Here is a 20,485-nt window from a genome sequence, read left to right as displayed (position 1 = left end):
CTATTTATTCCAAAAACATTATATACCTACTAAAAAAAGATTACGCATAATACCAAAGCAAAATAACAATTTTCCAACGAAAAATTGTTAAATAATTTCATTGGTATGAAAGTAATTAGCTATAACGAAAAGAACTTTAATCGAGAGTTTTGACTACTCTTAACTGAATAAAATTATTTGGTTTGCAAGTCTGCTTTAAAATCAACATCATATAAATATTCGTCTAAGTCAACTTTCAATGCTTGGTTGAATAAATTTGATGCAATCATTTTGCAACCAACGGTCGTAATAATTACCAATTCTTTATCTGTAAATATATCTTTAAGTTGAACATAGAGTTTTTCTGGAACATTATTTGCATCATCTACTATCGCACGACCATATGCAATTAGTATTTTTTCAATCTCAGTATTTTTAAATTCGTCAGGTCTAATATTTAAATCTCGTAAAAGCTTTGCATGATAGGTTGAGCACACTAAACAATCTGTTTGAGCCGAAATTGCGTAGCAATAGAAATATGTTGCACGATTGCCTACTATCTTTATCATTTCATCACGAATTGGGTAAAATTCCATTGCATAAAAGCTTTTCATCGAGCGCATCAATGTATTAGTCATATTCGTAATACGTTTTCCTTTTCTAAGTCGTTCATCAAAAAATTGTTTTCCGTCTTCGTCTAAATCATCACGTTTTGCCAATGAAATAATTGCCATATCTCCTCTTCCTTTCACTAATCAATGCCTCTACTAGGTATTGATTCTAATAGCGTCCTTGTATACTCAGTTTTCGGTCGAGTATAAACCTGTGTGCTAAATCCCTCCTCAATCAGATGACCTCGTTGAAAAATATATAAATAATCTGCAAGTTGATATACTACTTCTAATGCATGTGAAATGAAAACCAACCCAACATGTGTATCAATTTGTATTTTTCTTAACAGTGTTAACACTTGTACCTGATTAAATGTGTCCAATGCCGATGTTGGCTCATCACAAACAATTAGATTTGGTTGTGCCGCCAATGCTCTGATAATCCCAATACGTTGACATTGTCCACCAGATAACTCATGAGGCTTTTTATCCAAAATTTGCCTATCTAGTTTAACATTAGCTAACAAACCTAATAACCGACTGGTTAATGTTTCACCTTTCAAACCAAAATAAAACTTTAATGGTTCTGCCAAAATTTGGCGTACAGTTAAGTGTGGATCAAGTGAAGAATAAGGATTCTGAAAAATATACTGAATTTGTCGTCGTTGTCTTTTTGTCCGATTTGTCGTTAGCACCTGACTTTTAAATTTAATCACTCCGTTAGTTGGTATTGTCATTCCCATGATCATTCGTGCAATCGTCGTCTTACCACTTCCCGACTGTCCAACAATCCCGATCGTCTGACCTTGATTAATAGTAAATGAAAATGGTTCCAAAGCAAAAGCTCCTGGTTCTTGAGAATATTTTTTACTTAATCCCTCTGCTGATAACAACTCAATCTTTTGTGTCATATTCTTCCTCCATTGCTGGCACTCGTAATATATTAGCTAATAACTTCTGAGTATACGATGCCTGCGGATTTTGAAACAGTGCATTACATTCTTGGATTTCAATAATGTGTCCATTTTCAATAACTCCAATTCGATCAGCAATTTGATGCACAATTCCAAGATCATGTGTGATGAATAAGATACTCATCCGTAATTTTTTATTCAATCGCAATAAAACATTAAGAATTTTTTTTTGCGTAATAACATCCAATGATGTTGTCGGTTCATCTGCTATTAATAAACGCGGATGCTGAATCAGTGTAATTGCAATCATAATTCGTTGGCACATACCACCAGAAAGTTCAAATGGATATTGTTTTAACACTTTCTCAGGCTGTTCAATGTCAACTTGTTTTAGTAATTCAAGACTTCTCTCATGAATCATCCGTTTGCTGATTTTAGGATCTGCTTTATGAAAAACATCAGCCATTTGCACTTTAATTTTGTACACTGGATTCAGAGCTCCAAATGAATCTTGAAAAATCATTCCGATACTTTGACCGCGTAATTTTAACATTTGCCTATGTGATAGTTCAAACAACGATTGACCTGCAAAAATTATTTTCCCAGTAACTGAACATTGTAAGTTATATGGCAACAAACGTAATATTGATTTAGCAATCATACTTTTACCGGCACCAGATTTTCCAACTAAACAAAACACCTCTCCTTGTTTAATTGCAAAATTGACATTATTAATGATTAGCTGATGTTGTCTTTCTTTAGAAATGCTCAAATTTTTCACTTCAATTAGAGATGGAGATGTTAGCATTTTCAAACTTCCTTTCAAATTTTGTCAGTGCATACTTTGCAAGCACAAAATCGAATATTTGTAGTCCAAATTGATCAAACATTAATGGTTTATTATCGGAAGATGTATCTAATGGTACAGATATATCTTCCAATAACTGTACTTGTTTGCTAACAATCAATCCTTGACGCATTGCAATGAACAGTGATTGTTGTGAAGTTAGTTGGCCTGCACGATAATCATCACAAATAATTTTATTAAAATGTGCAACATCGTCCGGTGCCATATCGTGTAAACCGATATGCACATATAGTTGTCTAGGACTAAGCCACTCATAATGTAAATATGGCTCCATCGCTGATGTTGCACCAATAATCACCCTAGTAGAAGATTGGCATGCATATTTAAGATCATTCACAACTGATACTCGTCGTGTGTACTGCGCTGCTACTCTTTGTGCATGCGATTGTTCTCTATCCCAAATTAAAAAATGTGTATTTGGTAAAGAATGGTACAATACATCTAAATGCTGTTGAGCTTGAAATCCACTCCCACAAATCAAAATACGAATTGGCACAACAGATAGCAATTTTTGTAAAGCTAATAAGGTAACAAGCGCTGTTCTCACACCCCCAATACGCAGCCCGTCAACTAAAGCAAGTGGCATTCCAGACTGCATAGAATTCAATAAAATTAACGGTTCAGTAAAAGGTTCATTGGTCTTGGGCACGTGACTGGTCCACTTTAAACCAACTAACTGATCATCCAGTAAATAACCCGGTAGTGAGTAAAACGCACCCTTTGTAAGCATCTCAGGTATCATGGCAATTTCTTGTGCGTTAACTGCCCTTCCATTTCGTTTCGACTGCAGTGTTTTCCAAAATATTTGTAAAAGTACTTGAGTGTCTGTAAAATCAATTTTTGACATTTGCTGACGGTTAAGTATCTGCATCCATCTCATCTTCCTTTTTCAAGCAACTAATAAGTTCTGAAGCCATTCTCCAAATAGGTTTATAGTTACCACAACAACTGCAATGCAAACTCCCGGAATTGTTGCTATCCACCAAGCACTTTGAAGATAATTTTGGCCTTCATTGATCATGCCACCCCAAGTAATTGTTGACAATGATACTCCAACACCAAGATAGCTTAACGATGCAGAAAATAAAATCATACGGGATATCTGTAAAATTTCTTGTGTAATAAATGTATTCATAACGTTTGGTAAAACGTGATGCCAAATAATTATTCCATGTCCTAGTCCCATCAATTCAGCAGATTGAATGAAATCTGTTTCTTTAAGTTGAATAACACGACTTCGTACAACTCGAGCCGTTGAAACCCAACCAGTAATTGACAATACCGCTATTACATTGACAATACCCGATCCAAACACTGAAATAATGACAATGGCTAACAAAATACTTGGAATAGATAATTGGATATCCCCCAAACTCATAAAAAACGTATCAGTAAATCTCTGTAAATACCCTGAAATTGTCCCAATAATTAATCCAATTGTTCCTGATACTAATACTGCGACAATACTAATTAATAATGATAATTGCCCACCATATAAGATTCTGCTAAAAATATCCCTTCCTAATTCATCAGTACCCAAAATTGCTAATTTTCCACTATTAGCATAATGTGCTAAGGGAGTTAGCAGTGTACTCTTCATATGTTGAGAATTAGGATCAAATGGCGCAATTAATGGTCCAAAAATAATGAGTATAATAATAATGGCAAACGGTAAAAGTCGTATTTCATTTTGCCAAGTAATATGTTTCATAATTATATTTTCCCCTTTCTTACACGTGGATCAAGATAAAAATATAAAACATCTACTGCAAAATTAATAAAAATGTAAAATACACTAATAATAATTACTGTTGCTTGAATCAAAGGAAAATCACGCTTTTGTACAGCTTGAACGACTAACTGTCCTATTCCAGGCCAAGAAAATACAGTCTCAGTTACAACAGCACCACCGATCATCGTTCCTAACTCTAAGCCGATAATAGTCAAAACAGGCAACATTGCATTTTTAATTTCGCGATTAAAAACAATATCGACATCAGTAAATCCCATTGCCTGTTTTGCTAATACAAACTTTCCATCTAAAACCTCAATTAATGACGTTCGCATAGTTTGAGTAATCGGTGCAACTGGATATGCTGCTAATGTTAAAGCTGGAAGAATGATTGCTTTTGGCATATCATTACCAAAAGTTGGAAACCAGCGTAATTTAACCGCAAAAATCATGATTAATAAGATTCCAATAAAGAATGTTGGAAATGACTGAATTAAAAACACAAAACTAGTACTAATATGATCCAACCATGAATCTTTCCAAATTGCGGATATAGTTCCCATAATGATACCAGCGACAATTGCTATAATAATTGCAAGTATCGCTAGACTTAAAGTGGCTGGTAGACGCTCCGCAATCAACGAAATGACTGATTGTTTATAATATAATGATTCTCCAAAATTACCCTGTAAGATTGAAACTAGATAATCCCAATACTGCATCCAAAGAGGATGATTCAATCCTAAGTTTGCATTTAATGCAATTACATCATGACGTGTGGCATCTACCGGTAACATAAGTTGAGCTGGATTTCCTGCAAGACGTACAAGAATAAACACTATAGTCAGAACACTCAGTAATGTTAACACTGACTGTATTAATCTTTTCAAAAGATAATGTACCATTATTTCACCATCACTTTATATACGAAACGTCTTTCACGTTAATTGATCCATCAATTTTCCCAGACCAATTAATCTTTTTTGAAACACCATAATAAGTGTTCTCTTGATATAAAAATATCCGTGGTGCATCTTGAACTACTGTTTTTTCAATGCTTGCATACAAATGTTTTCGTTCCGTCAAATTCGACGTAGTTCGCGCTTCATCGAGTTCTTTATCAACTGTTACATTTGAATAAGTAGAATATGGCTCTCCTGAATGTAAAACAGCATACATTGCAGCATCTGCGTCTAACGTATTCGTTGAACTCCAACCTAAAACATACATAGCCGATTGTTTGCCAGCAGGTACTGAACTACGATAAACTGAACTCTCAATATTTTTTACTTTGAGAATTACTCCGACCTTTTTTAGTTGTGCTGCTAATGCTTGTGCCACGGCAGTATTATCTGCATACCAGTTAACAGTATCTAATGTAGCCGTAAACCCATTTGAATAACCAGCTTCTTTCAACAGTTGTTTTGCTTTAGTAGGATTATAAGCATATCCACTGGGTTCACCGGTATAACCTGTATCCTTCGGTCCACTTAGACTATTAGTTGCCACAGCAGAGTTTTTTAAGACGTCCTTCACAATTTGCCGTTTGTTGATTGCATAATTTAATGCTCTACGTACTTTAACATTGTTAAATGGTTTAACATTAGTTTTAAAACCAACATAAACGATATTGCCACCTCGTCTAACAGTTGATAAACGTGCTGTTTTAGACTTTTGTACATTAGTACGATCTTCCGGTGACACACCAGTTATGATATCAGCTTCACCATTATTTAACGCATCTATGCGAGTAGATGCTTGTGGAATAGCTTTAAAAATAACTTTTTTCACTTTTGGTATGCCATTCCAGTAATGCTTGTTAACCTTTAACGTCACAGACTCCCCTTTCTTCCAACTAACAAATTTATATGCACCTGTACCAATTGGATGTTCAGAGAATGTCTTTTCTCCCACTTTTTTCACATACTTTTCTGGAACAATTTCTGTTGGATAGCGATTAAAACGCGTAGGAATTAATGGATCTGGCTTTTTAGTAACTACATCAACAGTGTGTGTATTTACAACTTTTACCTGCTTAATTGTTGAAATATAACTTGCAGTTGGCGCGTTATTCTTCGGATTTAGTACACGGTCAATTGAAAACTTTACTGATGATGCCGTAAATTTTTCACCATTAGTAAATTTAACTCCTTTACGTAGTTTAAAGCGCCAAATAGTTGGTTTAATTTGCTTCCAACTAGTTGCTAAACTCGGTTTAAGTTTTTCATTGTTATCACGTGTAACTAATGTATCAAAAATATTATCAACTACTTGTGCATTTTCTGTTAAAAATCCTGGATCCAGACCAGCCACATCATATGGTCGCGCAATTACTAATGGTTTTGCAGCAACTTTTCTTCCTGAATTACCTTTATAATTCACATACCCAAATACTGCTAAAAAAATGATAATAAATGTAAAAATTATACTAATTAACTTTTTCATAATCTTCCCCTAATCAATTTGTCCTACCAAAAAGGCGTATTGGCCCTTCCTAATCAATGATTGCGTATGTACTGACAAAACTATAGCTTGTGCTAGTTTTGTCAGCATTTCATGCTGTTGACCTTTCAAATCATTATAAGTAATAATAGGTTCACCACGAATCAAAATTTCCCCAGGCTTTTGCCAATTTTGTAGTAATCCTAATGAATCAAAATACCCTTCTTGAATCGTTTTCACGATACGTGGATTGTAAATTTTTAGCCGATGTATCCTTTCAAGAATATGCCAATAGCACAAACACGTTAAAATGTTAGTAATGTGTGTGTGAATTGCCTCTGGTTGTACCTGATTAGTACCTCCCGATTCCAATAGTAAAGCTGCTATACCTCTAGAAGTTAGAGCATCAATCAACATTGCAGTACTTTGTTTATTACCGGTTAATACAGCTTCAATATCAAGATATTGAGTAACTAATCTTCTAGTTTGTGCTGTTGCATCATCAGGAATTGTTGCAAAACTAGCTACATCCAAATATTCTCCTCCGCCATGTAAATCTATGAAATAATTTGAAACACTTACAATTGATTCAATCAACCATTGTCCATATCGATACGAATAACTATTTGGATGAGACTTTTTCGTATAAACACGATTAAGGTTAACATTATCCTTAGGACTACGATTATGGCCTATCATAAAAGCTGTTGGATTAACAATTGGTAAACATATTATTGATCCATGAATTGATCGTGGTGATACAGTTGATACGAGTTGTTGAATTGCGTAAATTCCATCTAATTCATCACCATGTTCAGCTGCTTGAATCCATACAGTTGGGCCTGGAACTGTTCCTTTAATAATGTAGATAGATAACCTGCCAAACTCGTTACTCAATAAAAAATGTTTCTTTTGTCCAGCAGATACTTGGTTAAATAACGATTGTATTATTGTCATTAACTCTCCCTACTCCCTTTAGTAGATAGGTATATCTGTTTTTTTTATAATATATTTAAATAAATTAAATATATTTTTCTGCATAATTCAGTGAAAGTTCATTCTTCCAAATCTGTTACATCATAATTCAAACAAATTGTTCTTTCAGGCTCTATTTCAAGGCAAAATTGCAAATGCCCTTACTGGGAAACCAGGGGCTTTTTCTGCTTTAGGTACAGATATAAAAATGTATGCACCAGTAGCAGGGAGTAAATCTAAATTATCAAGTAATTCAATTTGATAATGTCCATGCGAAAGTACGTAATATTCCCCAATGAGTCCTTTTTGTTGTTTTACCGCTGTATCGGTATCAAAAGTTTCATGCCCATTTGCAACCGCACCTCTTTGTTCATAGATATACTTCAACGCATCTAAGTCCCAGCCAGGATAATGAGCCTTGTCATTACTATCAAGATTTTGGAATTTTTCTTGACTAGGCCACCTTTTGCTCCAATCTGTTCTGAGAGCTACAAAAGATCCTTCAGGAATTTTCCCATTTTTCTTTTCCCATTCTTTGATATCATTAACCGACAAAGAAGCATCTGGACTATTCTTTACTTTTTCAGAATTATCAATTACAACTAGTGGTAATAAAAGATCCTTTAACAATATATCTTCAACATAAACATCTCTATGAGAATCAAAATGCACTGGTGGATCAATATGAGTCCCAAATTGTCCCGGAAATCTATATTCTTTCACAAAAAAGCCATCTGCATGTGTAAAAATAGTTTTAAATTCAGGTTTCTCAAAAGATGGAAACCGTGGACTTTCTGGACCAAATGTATGCGTTAAATCTATCCACTGATATTTTTTCAATCGTGTTATTAAATCACTAAGTGAAGAATCATTCTTTTTTTCGTTTAAATTTGTCATTTTATACTACACTCCTTATTTTATTAATATTATTTTTAATATATATTTAATACAAATTTTTACGTTCTATAAATTTACGAACTTTTTATTTATCCGAAAAATCTAAACTAGGAGTTTTTCTTCTAAAAAAGTTTGTTTTTACTAATAAAATTAGAAAACCTACTAGTAACCAAACAATACCTACAATTTTTGCTTCTTTTGTCAAACTAACAAATATCCAAAAACTTACTCCAAAACCAATCAGAGGTGATATTAAATATTTAATGAATGATTCTAAATTTTTGTTTTTTGATTTAATAAAGAATTTCCAAATAACGGATAAATTTAAAAGAATAAATCCAAAAAGAGCTCCGAAACTAACTAAATTGGAAACTGTATTCTGTGAAAGCGTAAGAGACAACACTAATGAAATTAATCCAACTAATAATATTGATATATATGGCGTTTTATATTTTGAATGTAGTTTTGCTAACGATGCAGGCAATATTCCATCCCTACCCATTGCATACAATATTCTTGAAACAGCTGTTTGTCCTTCTTGTCCACTTGCAAAACCAAACGACAAAATAATTGAAATATCTGCTAAAATAACTAACCATTTTCCACCCACTCGTTGTAATATGTCCAAAAATGCTGTATTTTCATTTAAGTTTTTATAGTCAGGAGCAACAAATCCAGCTAACGTCGTTACAACGACAAACAATAAACCGATACTTACAATTGACAATATTATGGCTCTACTTACAGAATGATATGGATCTTTTGCCTCTTCAGACAAAGTACTAATTGCATCGAATCCAAGATAACTGACTATTACAATTCCCGTAGCTTGCAAAACCCCATTAAAATTAAAATGTTCTGGATTATAGAGCGCTACTGCATGTAGAGCAAAACTTCCATTTAGTAACCCGAAAATAGTTCCAACTACAAATGCAATTAACACAAAAGCTTGTAATGAGAAAAGTCCCCAGCTTATTTTTGTTACAACATTCACACCTAAAATATTTACAATTGTATTAAAAACAACCAACACAATTATCCATATCCAACCTGGTAATTGTGGAATCAAAGCTTTCCCAAAAGATTCTGTAATCAAATAAGTAATGGTTGGTATCAGTAAATAATCTAGTGTTATTCCCCATCCCCCAATAAAACCTAAACCAGCATTAGTTCCCTGTTGAACATAAGTGTAAACAGAGCCCGAAAAAGGATAATGCGAGGACATAGTCGCATAGCTGAAACCTGTAAATAACATTGCAACCATCCCTACCAAATACGCTAAAGCAACCATTCCATTAGCTGGTTGCAAAAAAGAACCATAGAAAGCCAATGGTGCAACTGGTATCATAAATGTTATTCCATATACTAATAAGTCCCTTGTCGATAAACTTACTTTCAATGATGTGTTCCTTTTTTCCATAAGCAATTCTCCTATTCCTTTTACTCTTCAATTTTAATATCACAAAATATATATACTATGCTTGTTTGTCTTAACAAAAAAAGCCCCGCAGTCATTTCTGACTACGAGGCGAATTTCGCGTTACCACTCGTTAATTAATAATCAAGTTACCTTGATTATTCTCATCAGGTCGTGAGTTTGTTTAAATACAAATATCATATCTCATAACCTCGATGCTATAACAGGCATACCTGTTTGCTGCTTACCTATCTAATGCTCACAGCAAATTCTATAAAAGACCATCTTCGCTTGCTGTTCCATTGACTATTTTCATCAACCTAGTCTCTCTGAAAATGGTATTGCAAGTTACTCATCTTTTTTATTTTTCTTTTTTTAATTTAGATTTATTTTAAAGGCATTATTTACGTTTGTCAACACTAAAATCACATTAAATTCACATTTTTTTAATTCCAAATTTTTTCAGCTGTAGCAACTACTAATTCAATTTTGTCCCACTGCTGTTTTTCTGTTAATTTGTTGCCTTCTTCAGTTGAAGCAAAGCCGCATTGTGTACTTAAAGACAAATGCTCCAATGGTACATACTGGCTGGCTTCTTTGACACGTTTAATTAGTACTTGCGGATCCTCTAACTCAGGACGTTTACTGGTAACCAGCCCTAAAACGACATCTTTGCCAGTTGCCACTTTAGCCAACGGAGCAAAGTCACCTGAACGGTCATCATCAAATTCCAAATAAAAGGCCTGAACATTTTCTTTGGCAAATAAGTAATCAGCAACTGGGTCATAGCCGCCAGATGCTGCCCAAGTTGAATGATAATTACCACGACAAACATGGGTACTGATTCGCAGATCATCTGGCAAATCATGCAAAGCTGCATTATTTGCTTCCAAATACGTTTGCTCAAGTTTTTCACGACTATAATCACCATTTGCCATCGTTTCCCAGAATTTATCATCGACAACCATTCCCCAAGTACAGTCATCAATTTTAACATCACGACAACCTGCCGCGTAAAGCGCTAAGATCAAAGAACGATACGCTTCTCCAATATCATTAATTAGATCTTCAGTAGAATCATAAACTTTTTTCAGAGCCTGAACGTTTTCTTCACCTCTGACTAATTCTGCATAAAATTGAGCCGGAGCGGGAATACTTTGGCGAGCCGTAATTTTTGGATCATCTTTAGTTAAATCATAAAGAAATTTGTATGCTGCCAAATCTGGATGATTGGGATTAAACGAAATTCTCCCAGCAACTTGTGCTGAATCATTTCTAGTTTCTTCATCGTGGAAAAGATATCCCTGCTTAGCATGTGTATGTTTAATACCGTTAAAGCCCCAAAAAGTATCGAGATGCCAGTAACTGCGGCGAAATTCTCCATCAGTTACAATCTTCAAGCCGTGTGCTTTTTCTTTAGCAACTAAGTCCTTGATTGCCTGATCTTCAACTTGGTGTAAATCGGCCAATGAAATTTTGCCATCTTTCTGTGCTGCGCGTGCCTGTTTCAAATTGTCAGGACGTAAAAAGCTGCCTACGATATCATAATGTAATTTAGTTGCGGTTGCATTTGTCATTTAAATTTCCACCTTTCAAATTTGTTATTATCAATTAATTTTGTTGTTGTACTAATTTTTAGGATCGCATTCTTAGAGAAAACAAAAAACCCCTCATCAATCCATTACAAAATGAATTAACAAGGGGCGAATGGTTCGCGGTACCACCCTTTTTCGTGTCAAGCGACACCTCAACGATACTTTTATTATATCTGGGAAATTAACGGTTCCTACCGAATATCCAGCCTGCACCGAATATTTCTATTTCAAAGCTCATCTTCACTGACTTGACCGATCACCGTTCTCAGCTTACCCGGATTCTCTGCCGACCATCGCACCAGTTACTCTTCTTCTCAAAAGATCCATTTGATTAAAATTAGATTAACAACGTTATTTGCATTCTAATCTTAAGCTCAAAAGATGTCAAGAGGAATCACTAATTTTTTAATAGTGATTTTTGCTGCCGTCGACGATACAACAAATAAAGCGCATACCCAATTATCCCAAAGAGAACTGGTCCAACCAGTTCCAAAAATAATTCTAAATAATTGCGGCTGGTCAAAGCTGAATAAACTGTAGAACCAACACCTAGCAATAGCAAACTATCAACCAATCCTACTGCTAACCAGTAACTAATTTTTCGATGAAATAATTCAAACGGCTTAGTTAATTGTCGATTTGCTTTGAAAAATGGAAAAGCTGTGACCAAGAAAAGATATGGCAAGGTCGAAGAAAGATTGTCCATCAGTGTCAAAATATTATAAAAGGCTGTTGCCGATTTATTTCCAAAAGATGTCAAGGCTATTAAAATCGCTACAATCAGTGCCTGCCACCACATTGCATTGGCTGGCATGTTGAAACGATTTAATTTAGGCAGTGCTTGTGGCCATAATTTCTTAGGCGTACCCAAAATAAATGATTTGATTGGCATATAGACGATCACAAAAAATGAGCCCAGGTAACTCAACAACATTGTAAATGAGCCAAAACGGGCAAAAAAGAAACTAAGACTTTGCGCCTGTGCTGCTGGCAAGTTGAATTGTTCACCTAAACGATAGCCCAAGTTACTCATCAAAACATAAGTTGTATTACCCAGATTAACTCCCGAATGATGAAAAACCTCCTGCCAGTTAGCAGAAGCGCCCCACAGAAAAATGATTACCGCATACGCCGAGCTAATCAACAAAGCTCCCAGCCCCAAGGCCAGCGGAAAATTTTTCTTAGCATTTTTCATTTGATCGGATACACCGCCAATGGCTTCAATTCCGGCATATGCATATACCGCAAAAATTAAAAAAGAAATCATTTGGCTGATCGATTGGTAACCTGCTCGTGGAGACTTGATAAAAGTTTCCGGCAATTTCACCGGTTCAGCCAAATGAAAACCATTTTTCAATAATAACAATAGACTCGCCAAGGAAAAGAAGATCGTCAATACTGCGGCCGCAACACCGCCAATAGCAGCTAAACGGGCAACTTTTTTTAACCCTCTGACAGCAATCGCCGTTACCAGCAGAAAAAATAAAATACTGATAATGCCAATCGTTTGCGTTGAAGTCAAATTACCCACACGCCATTGACCAGTCTGATCAGAACCGCTAATAGTCGTTGACAACATGATCCAAATTTTAGATACTGTCGAAACAATCAAAATCACCCAAGAAGCAATCCAAATAAAGCCGCCAATAAAGGCCCACTTCAATCCCAGAGAATTTTCCAGCCAAGAAAAGACACCACCTGGCTGTTCATGCAAAGAAGCTCCAAATTCAGCAAACATCAAAGTTGACGGAACAAAGAATAATAAAGCAGCTAAAATATACCAAATAATTCCAGCATATCCCATTGTATAATAAGCAATCGAGGTATTATCGAATGCAAAGGTTGAAGTAAAAATCATTAATAAAACACTCAGCAAAGTTAACTGCTGTTTATTTTTTGCCACTGTCGTCTTTCTCCCCGTTAGTTTATCTTTTTTTAATCATAATCTAATTATCATTTTTAACTTATCACACTAGAGAAAGATGTCAATAAAAATCTCCTGCTTATTATTCAACAATTATCATAAAATATGAACTTCAAAATTAATTATTTATGCGTGGGCGTGCGCAATTTTGGCCCCAGCAGCTGCTGCAACTGCCGCAATAATATCATCTAAAAAAGTATTTACATTTCCGTCAGTTGGATGATCGAGCCGTTTAAGAATGCCATGCTTTTCTTTATCCAAATAACCAAAATTAGTGGTTGCAATTTTACCGTAGATTCCAGAAATGCCACCTTCTGCTAATAGCTCATCGACACCAAAAACACCGCTATCATTTTCAACAATGCTTTGCAGCGGTTCCGGTAATTGTCGCCGACTGGCAAACTGGTCTAAAACAATTCCGACCATGGCATTATTCAAAACTTCGCGTTTGTGTAAAACATCAATTACAGCAGCTCGTACCTCGCTCATTTCTAAATTTGGAATATAGCGTTGCTGGATATTATATGTTATTGAAGCAATATCATCAGCTTTCACTCCTTTTGATTCAAAATAATCAGTCACAAATTTATATGATGCCTTATCTGGAAATTTAAATTTAGGATCGTTCATTATTTTCTCCCCTCTCTATTAAAGCTAACACTTTCTATTCTAAAGTAATTTAGCATTTTCTTCAAAATAAAGCCAAAAAAACAGCGATTTATAAAATCATCGCTGCTTTTGGCTTTAGTATTATCTGCATAAATTATCTAATTACTTCACTGCAACTTTCTTTTCTTTTTCAGCCAATTCTTTTTCAGCAATCATATCTTCTAAATTTTCTTTTTGAGTAATTAATTCTTCCAAAGTTGGTTCAGCACTTGTTTTAGCTGAATGTTTAAGTGATGGGTTCTTAACAAAACGTTTTAAGTCGCTTGCATTATCTTCATATAGTTTATAACCAGTAGCACCAACAATTGTTCCGCCTACAAAGCCGACAAAAAAGTCCTTATCAAAATTGATCATCGAAATCCCTCCTTAAAATACTATCTATAATTTATTATAACATACGAATCATTTTAAACACATTTTATTGGCTTAAAAAGCCGTCTGTGTCAACATTTTTTGCTGACGCTCGTTTAACTGATGGTAATCTTGAATCAATTCTAGAGCGTTTACAATCCAAGAGGTCAACGCCACTTCTGTCATCTTGGTTGGTCCCAACGCAAACGATGTAATAAACGCTGTAATAATATCTGGATGTCTAATTCGTCCCTGCTTGCGATCACCATGTGATAAAACGGTATAGCCTGTAAAAATTGTTGTAAAAACATCTAATAAGGCATTAGGATGCTGCAAAAAATGAGTCGCATAACTCATTGTCAGTAAAACTCCTGAAACAGCTGAACGTTGTACGGCTCGTCTTAAGGAAGCTGATTGTTGCCAAAAATCACGTGATAGTAGTTGTCCGTCATCATATAGCTCAAAAACTGATAAAATTCGAATAACTTGATCAAACGACAGCGCTGCTTGATCATAATAAACAACGACCGTTGAGATTCGCGGTTCAGTTCGAACTGAAATAATACCTTGGCGTGCTGATAAACTATAAGTAATCTGGCGGCAGATATTTGGCGACATTTTCAAGTCTGGATAATACACACGGACTCTACCAGGAATTTCATGTAAGATTTTCATAGCTGAATGCTCCTTTTTAGCGTAATTTAATCAGTGAATGTAAAATAACCCCAATCGTTGTTCCATTATGAATTATTGCACTTAAAACCGGTTTGATGCGGCCATTCAAGCTTAAAATAATATCAGCTGTATTCAACGTGAACACAGCGGCATAGTTTTGTTTAATAATCCGCATGGTCTGTTGTGAAGTTTCTATAATTTCCGAAATAACTTCAGGTCGATCATCTTGAATTAAAACATCACATGCATTTTTGGCCGCGCCGCTGGCATTTTTACCTAAAGTTACTCCGACCATACTCCATTTCAAGGCGGCAGCATCATTTAATCCATCACCAACCATCATCACCGGCCACTGTTGTTGCGCATTTTTGACATAATCAACTTTATCACGCGGTAAAAGCCCACTAGCAACATGATCAAGCTGAAGCTGCTGGCCAACTTGCTGAGCTACTGCCTGCTTATCACCTGTCAGCATGGTAACTTTTACCACCCCCAATTTCCGCAATTTGGTAATCGTTTGCTTCATTTTAGTGCGGATTTGGTCATTTAAAACAATAATCCCCAATGGCTGCTGATCAACTGCAACATAAATCACCCGAGCTGTTGGATCTTATAATTCAACTTGCTGTTCAAACCCACTGATTGCATGCTGTTTCATTAATTTCTCAGAACCAATGTAAACATTTTGACCATGGAAATTATGTGCGATGATTCCATAACCGGTCAAAACTTCCTCGTCCTCAAGCCGTAATGTTTCCAAGTCAATATCATGCCGTTTAACCAACTTCATGATAGCTCGTCCGATTGGATGGTTGACATGTTGCTCGCCATAACCGACTGCTGCTAACAATTTCGGTTGCGAAACACCAGGCGCCAAAGAAATTTTTTGTACCGTTGGTTGACCAGTTGTCAAAGTTCCAGTTTTATCAAAAATCACTTCTTTAATCATGGCTGCGTTTTCAATTGTCCGACCGCCTTTAACAACCACTTGTTGTTGTGTAAAATGATTCATTGCAGTCAGAATTGCGATCTCACTAGACAATTTGACCCCACAAACAAAATCAACTACCAACACACTAATAGCTTTTAGCAAATTTCGCTGCAGCCAATAAGTTAACCCAGCTGCCGTAAATGAAATTCCAACCATTTGCTGTGCCAAACGATCGGCTGTTTTTTGTAATTCGCTCTTGTTGGATTGAGCTTCTTGCAGCAATTGATAAATGGCAGCTTCTTCTGTTTGTGAACCAAGTTTGGTTGCCGTAATTTCCAATTGTCCCTGTTCAACCACCGTCGAAGCAAACACTTGATCTCCCGGCCGCTTTTTTGCTAATTGGAATTCACCGGTGATTCCAGCTTCATTAACACTGGCTTTCCCGTTGACAACCTGACCATCAACTAAAATTTTTTCACCAGTATAACAGGCCAACAAATCACCTTGCTTAACTTGATTTAACGGGATATCCTGCCATTTACCAGCTTTTAAACGGTGAACTGTTTGTCCACGATATTTTAAAGAATTTTCTAAATAGGAGTGACTGCGGCGATCTGTAATTTCTTCAATAAGGTTTGATATTCCGCTCATAATCATCACAGTTGTTGCTGTTACTGGTTGTTTAATCAAGTAGGCCGCTAAAATACTAACCATCGTTAAACTATCTGCTGTCGGTTTCAAGCGCAGCAATTGTTTAAATCCACGTGTAAATACCTTCGGATCCAGTGCAGCACTCAATAATAAACTGCCACCCAGCAAAGGTTTACGCCAATGATTAGGCAATTGTTCATAGGAATGTTCTAAAACTGCCGCACTGATTAATGCTACTAGTGCTGCTGCAGCTCGTTGCTTAAAAATCCAATGCTGATTGAAAGACCAATTAAGCTCTTGGCGAATTTTACCCGGAGATATTTGCTGTGGATCATAATACAACAACAAACTGCCTGAAAACCGATTGCAATTAGCACTGTAAATTCCCGGCACACTCCGCGCGATTGCTTCAATCTGCACTTCAGAATAATTTTTTAGTTCTTGTTTTAAATGCAGTCGTAATCTGCCTGGCAATTGATGAACTAATTTCAAGTTATTTTTCCCGCTTTCTATTGACTCGATCTAAAATTGAATAACTCCACCATAAGAAACTCAATGCAGCTTGCGGACGGCTGCTCCATGCCCGAATTCCCTTAACTAAACTGTAGGAAAAAATCAATGTATCACTATCAATCAAACCCAGTGAAGCTCGTTTCAACAAATGATCAACTTTTTGTTTGCCATCATAAAGCCGATTAAGTGCGGTTACTGGAGCTTCTTGATATGCTTCATCAGTCATTTTTACTAATTCATTTAGAAAATCATCAAATTCTTGCTGTGAAAAACTGGCTTTTTTAAAATTAAATAACAGTGTGCCAATTTCAGCAGATCCTGCTACCGTCTCAATTTCTGGGAACTCCGCCATTCGTTGCTTGACATATGCATGAATATTCTTATTTTTCCAACGATTACTTTGCAGCCGCAACCGGTAACTATTGGCATAAACAACTTTAATATTTTGCGTCCGCATCAGCTTTTTATAACCACTCATTCCCACGGTCATTAGACCAAAACTCAATAACTTATTCATTTAAATTCACCCCATTTTGAGCATAAATATTTTCTAACTGCTGCTCTAAAAATTGCAGCGTTTCAAAAGGAAACTCCTTGGGAATCGAAAAATACAACGTAACTGTACCAATTAGCGGTGTTAATCGGATTTCCTTGATCTCGGGAACATCTTGCAGCAAATAACGTTTGATATCTTCCAGCAGCGCTGCATTATTATGCCAATAAGGTGACTGCAAACGAACCCGTTCTTTAGTTACACTGAGCACCTCAATCCGATATTTCCGCTTTAACCTTTTTCCTTCACGTTTTAATTCAAACAAAGAAAGCAACTGCATTCCAAGTCCTCCGCTCCATCGATAACCATTCTAAATTAATGATACAAATGCTAATCGTTTAAATCAAATATTAATCACTATTATTATTTAAAAAACAATAATAATTAATTTGTTATCCGTTTAATAAAACAATTTCTTCTAACTTTATCACCATTATTATAAATATTTTAACATATTCAGCTAAATTATGTAAGCGCTTAGTATTGTGGCAGATTAAATTTATTCGAATCATTTTAAAAATCTTCACCCAGGCATTAAATTACATATTTTGAATAATTATAAACAAATTTTTCCTAATTTTGATCCGTCGACGATTTTCAAAACAAAAAGAAGGACCCGTTTTTCAAATAAAACAGATCCTTCTTTTTTTAAGCCATCATAATTATTAACAATATCATTTCAATGCAAATTTGCTAAATGATAAAACACTTAGAACCACTGTTGCAAAACTGCTGCAATTCCGTCATGATCATTATCAGCTGTTAATTTGCCAGCTCTTTTTTTAATTTCTTGGGGAGCATTTCCCATTACGTAACCAGTGCCAACCGTCGTCAGCATTCCCAAATCATTGTAATTATCACCAAAAGCAATTGTTTCTTCAGGTCTAACTTGATAATAATTCGTTAACCAGCTGACTGCTTGCCTTTTTTCAACTCCACCAGCTGTGATTTCAATTAAATTAGGTGATGAACGGGCTATTGACAGTTTTGGATAATATTGCTTGATCAGTGATTCTGCTTGCTTAACCGATTCAGATTCTCCCATCAATAAAACTTTATGAATCAATTTAAATTGCGCAATTTCAGCAATTGTCACTAAACGCTGCGCCTGCAAACCAACAATTTTTTCTTCATTTGGCACCCATTTTTGATCATTATTGGTCGCTGCCCAACGATCTTCACCATAAATATTCCAGACTAAGTTAGGAAAATGCTGTTCAACATCGTTGCAAATACTTTGAGCTGTTACAACCGGAAGTGCCATTGATTTTATACTTCGAGCATGCGCATCACGAATCAAAGCACCATTATAGGCAATTAGTGGTGTGATCAAACCAATATTTTGCAGTATTGGTGCAATTGCAGTTGGCATCCGTGCCGATACCGGAATAAACTTACTTCCTGCTGCCACTGCCCGCAAAATTGCTTGCTGTGTTTTAGGTGTAATCTGATGCTGATTATTTAATAAAGTTCCATCCAAATCGCTAAAAATTAATTTGGGAAGCATTATCCTTACTCCTTAGTCTTTGTCATTGTTGTCGTTGAGTTAAATTTTGTTTCAGAATCATTGATTATTAACGATAAAACATGCCTATCACAGTATCTTCCTAACTAATTAAAGGTTAACATTTCCAAAATAAATAACAAGCCCTTCGTTGCAGAAAAAAGCAACGAATCACGATCCTCATGCTGTTTAAAAAAATGAAGCATCTTGGAAATAGTTACCTATCCAAGACGCTTCATTTTTCAATTTTTTGTTACAAATTGTTACCTGTCAGTTTATTTTTACAAGTACCGCAGTATGAACTGTTGTTGTTATCCAGCAATGGATTACTGCTTATCTTTTTTAGTATGCCGTTTGAATCCCCAAAGGGTTCCAACACCAGCCAAAGCTAGTATCAACATACCTATAACTGACATTAATGTGTTTTGCTCCTCACCAGTTTGAGGCAATGTTTGGCTACTTTGATCCTTATTACTTTTTAAGGATTTTGCTTTAACTGATGAGCCACTAATATTTGAGTTATCACCATCATCAGTTTTTGAATTTTCATTCGAACCATCATTATTAAATGGAGCGACATTTGAATCATCATTATTTTTATTGTCTGGTGATTGACTTGCAATGACTGTTACATTAATCGTTTTGGAAATCGTGTTCCCTGCTGAATCTGTATAGCTATAAACGATCGTATATCTTCCTGGTGTCTGTGTATCAACTTTCCCACTAATAGTTAAATCAGATAGTCGTAATTCTCTGCCGTTTTCATCTTTAGCACCGATAAAATTATTCGAAGCATTCCAAGTATTTCCAGCAGTAATCGTACTATCTTTCGCATCTATTGCTGCCTTAGATACGACCACTGTCACGGTAATCGTCTTACTGATCTGATTGCCGGCTCCATCTGTATAGCTGTACGTTATTTCATATTTTCCTGGTTTGGTTGGATCTACACTACCGGTTACTGTCAGATCCGAAATCTGTAAAGGATTGCCATTTTCATCCGTTGCCGAAGTAAAGTTGTTTCCCGCGTTCCATTTCGTGGTCGGGCCAGCTATGATCGTGCTATCTTTCGCGTCTATTGCTGCCTTAGATGCGACCACTGTTACTGTGATCGTCTTACTGATCTGATTACCAGCTCCATCTGTATAGCTATATGTTATTTCATATTTTCCTGGTTTGGTTGGATCTACACTACCGGTTACTTCTAAATCTGTAACTTTTAGCGGATTCCCATTCTCATCTGTTGCAGAGTTAAAGTTATTTTCAGCGTTCCACTTCGTGGTT

21 protein-coding genes are annotated in these 20,485 nt (G+C 35.7%); all 21 read right to left on the bottom strand.

Annotation, left to right across the window (positions count from 1 at the left end; genetic code table 11):
* Positions 1–173 precede the first annotated feature (173 nt).
* On the bottom strand, positions 174–731 hold the full coding sequence (locus FC89_RS06945; protein ID WP_157060679.1) for a carboxymuconolactone decarboxylase family protein: 558 nt from the start codon (positions 729–731) through the stop codon (positions 174–176).
* The gene (locus FC89_RS06940; RefSeq protein ID WP_057871820.1) at positions 731–1,501 is read right to left on the bottom strand and encodes an ABC transporter ATP-binding protein; all 771 of its coding nucleotides are present in this window, start codon (positions 1,499–1,501) and stop codon (positions 731–733) included. Before FC89_RS06940 ends, FC89_RS06945 begins: the two co-directional genes overlap by 1 nt.
* A complete protein-coding gene (locus FC89_RS06935) occupies positions 1,485–2,312 on the bottom strand; it encodes an ABC transporter ATP-binding protein (RefSeq protein ID WP_057871819.1) in 828 nt (275 codons plus the stop codon). Before FC89_RS06935 ends, FC89_RS06940 begins: the two co-directional genes overlap by 17 nt.
* On the bottom strand, positions 2,287–3,243 hold the full coding sequence (locus tag FC89_RS06930) for a hypothetical protein (protein WP_057871818.1): 957 nt from the start codon (positions 3,241–3,243) through the stop codon (positions 2,287–2,289). The genes FC89_RS06935 and FC89_RS06930 overlap by 26 nt, the downstream gene beginning before the upstream one ends.
* 18 nt (positions 3,244–3,261) lie before the next feature.
* Positions 3,262–4,083 (bottom strand): ABC transporter permease, encoded by an 822-nt coding sequence (locus FC89_RS06925; protein ID WP_057871817.1) that lies wholly within the window; start codon positions 4,081–4,083, stop codon positions 3,262–3,264.
* 2 nt (positions 4,084–4,085) lie between these two features.
* Complete coding sequence (locus tag FC89_RS06920) at positions 4,086–5,009, bottom strand: ABC transporter permease (RefSeq protein WP_057871816.1); 924 nt, start codon at positions 5,007–5,009, stop codon at positions 4,086–4,088.
* Between the two features lie 10 nt (positions 5,010–5,019).
* Positions 5,020–6,549 carry an ABC transporter substrate-binding protein gene (locus FC89_RS06915; RefSeq protein ID WP_057871815.1) on the bottom strand — a complete coding sequence of 510 codons (1,530 nt, stop codon included), beginning with the start codon at positions 6,547–6,549 and terminating at the stop codon, positions 5,020–5,022.
* Positions 6,550–6,558: 9 nt separating this feature from the next.
* The gene (locus FC89_RS06910; protein WP_057871814.1) at positions 6,559–7,503 is read right to left on the bottom strand and encodes a succinylglutamate desuccinylase/aspartoacylase family protein; all 945 of its coding nucleotides are present in this window, start codon (positions 7,501–7,503) and stop codon (positions 6,559–6,561) included.
* 156 nt (positions 7,504–7,659) lie between these two features.
* Positions 7,660–8,418 carry a cyclase family protein gene (locus FC89_RS06905; RefSeq protein ID WP_057871813.1) on the bottom strand — a complete coding sequence of 253 codons (759 nt, stop codon included), beginning with the start codon at positions 8,416–8,418 and terminating at the stop codon, positions 7,660–7,662.
* 85 nt (positions 8,419–8,503) lie between these two features.
* A complete protein-coding gene (locus tag FC89_RS06900; RefSeq protein WP_057871812.1) occupies positions 8,504–9,838 on the bottom strand; it encodes an APC family permease in 1,335 nt (444 codons plus the stop codon).
* Between the two features lie 443 nt (positions 9,839–10,281).
* Complete coding sequence (locus FC89_RS06895; protein WP_057871811.1) at positions 10,282–11,412, bottom strand: 5-methyltetrahydropteroyltriglutamate--homocysteine S-methyltransferase; 1,131 nt, start codon at positions 11,410–11,412, stop codon at positions 10,282–10,284.
* A gap of 415 nt (positions 11,413–11,827) precedes the next feature.
* Positions 11,828–13,333, bottom strand: coding sequence for a glutamate/gamma-aminobutyrate family transporter YjeM (gene yjeM / locus FC89_RS06890; RefSeq protein WP_235804394.1), 1,506 nt, complete (start codon positions 13,331–13,333; stop codon positions 11,828–11,830).
* 147 nt (positions 13,334–13,480) lie between these two features.
* Positions 13,481–13,984 (bottom strand): phosphatidylglycerophosphatase A family protein, encoded by a 504-nt coding sequence (locus FC89_RS06885; protein WP_057871810.1) that lies wholly within the window; start codon positions 13,982–13,984, stop codon positions 13,481–13,483.
* 141 nt (positions 13,985–14,125) lie between these two features.
* Positions 14,126–14,377 (bottom strand): hypothetical protein, encoded by a 252-nt coding sequence (locus FC89_RS06880; RefSeq protein WP_057871809.1) that lies wholly within the window; start codon positions 14,375–14,377, stop codon positions 14,126–14,128.
* Positions 14,378–14,449: 72 nt separating this feature from the next.
* Complete coding sequence (locus tag FC89_RS06875) at positions 14,450–15,049, bottom strand: HMA2 domain-containing protein (RefSeq protein WP_057871808.1); 600 nt, start codon at positions 15,047–15,049, stop codon at positions 14,450–14,452.
* 16 nt (positions 15,050–15,065) lie between these two features.
* Positions 15,066–15,644 carry an HAD-IC family P-type ATPase gene (locus FC89_RS12950; protein WP_057871807.1) on the bottom strand — a complete coding sequence of 193 codons (579 nt, stop codon included), beginning with the start codon at positions 15,642–15,644 and terminating at the stop codon, positions 15,066–15,068.
* 15 nt (positions 15,645–15,659) lie between these two features.
* Positions 15,660–17,123: an HAD-IC family P-type ATPase gene (locus FC89_RS12945; protein WP_057871806.1), complete on the bottom strand. Its 1,464-nt coding sequence runs from the start codon at positions 17,121–17,123 to the stop codon at positions 15,660–15,662.
* A 1-nt stretch (position 17,124) separates the two neighbouring features.
* Complete coding sequence (locus tag FC89_RS06860) at positions 17,125–17,661, bottom strand: HMA2 domain-containing protein (RefSeq protein ID WP_057871805.1); 537 nt, start codon at positions 17,659–17,661, stop codon at positions 17,125–17,127.
* Positions 17,654–17,977: a hypothetical protein gene (locus tag FC89_RS06855; protein ID WP_057871804.1), complete on the bottom strand. Its 324-nt coding sequence runs from the start codon at positions 17,975–17,977 to the stop codon at positions 17,654–17,656. Before FC89_RS06855 ends, FC89_RS06860 begins: the two co-directional genes overlap by 8 nt.
* Before the next feature lie 429 nt (positions 17,978–18,406).
* Positions 18,407–19,204 (bottom strand): Cof-type HAD-IIB family hydrolase, encoded by a 798-nt coding sequence (locus FC89_RS06850; protein ID WP_057871803.1) that lies wholly within the window; start codon positions 19,202–19,204, stop codon positions 18,407–18,409.
* Positions 19,205–19,527: 323 nt separating this feature from the next.
* A partial coding sequence (locus FC89_RS06845) for a bacterial Ig-like domain-containing protein (RefSeq protein WP_162258273.1) occupies positions 19,528–20,485 on the bottom strand: 958 nt, incomplete at its 5' end.

Source organism: Liquorilactobacillus ghanensis DSM 18630, from assembly GCF_001435235.1.
GTDB lineage: Bacteria > Bacillota > Bacilli > Lactobacillales > Lactobacillaceae > Liquorilactobacillus > Liquorilactobacillus ghanensis.
The sequence above is the reverse complement of the archived record's forward strand: the minus strand, read 5'-3'. Positions and strand labels throughout refer to the sequence as shown.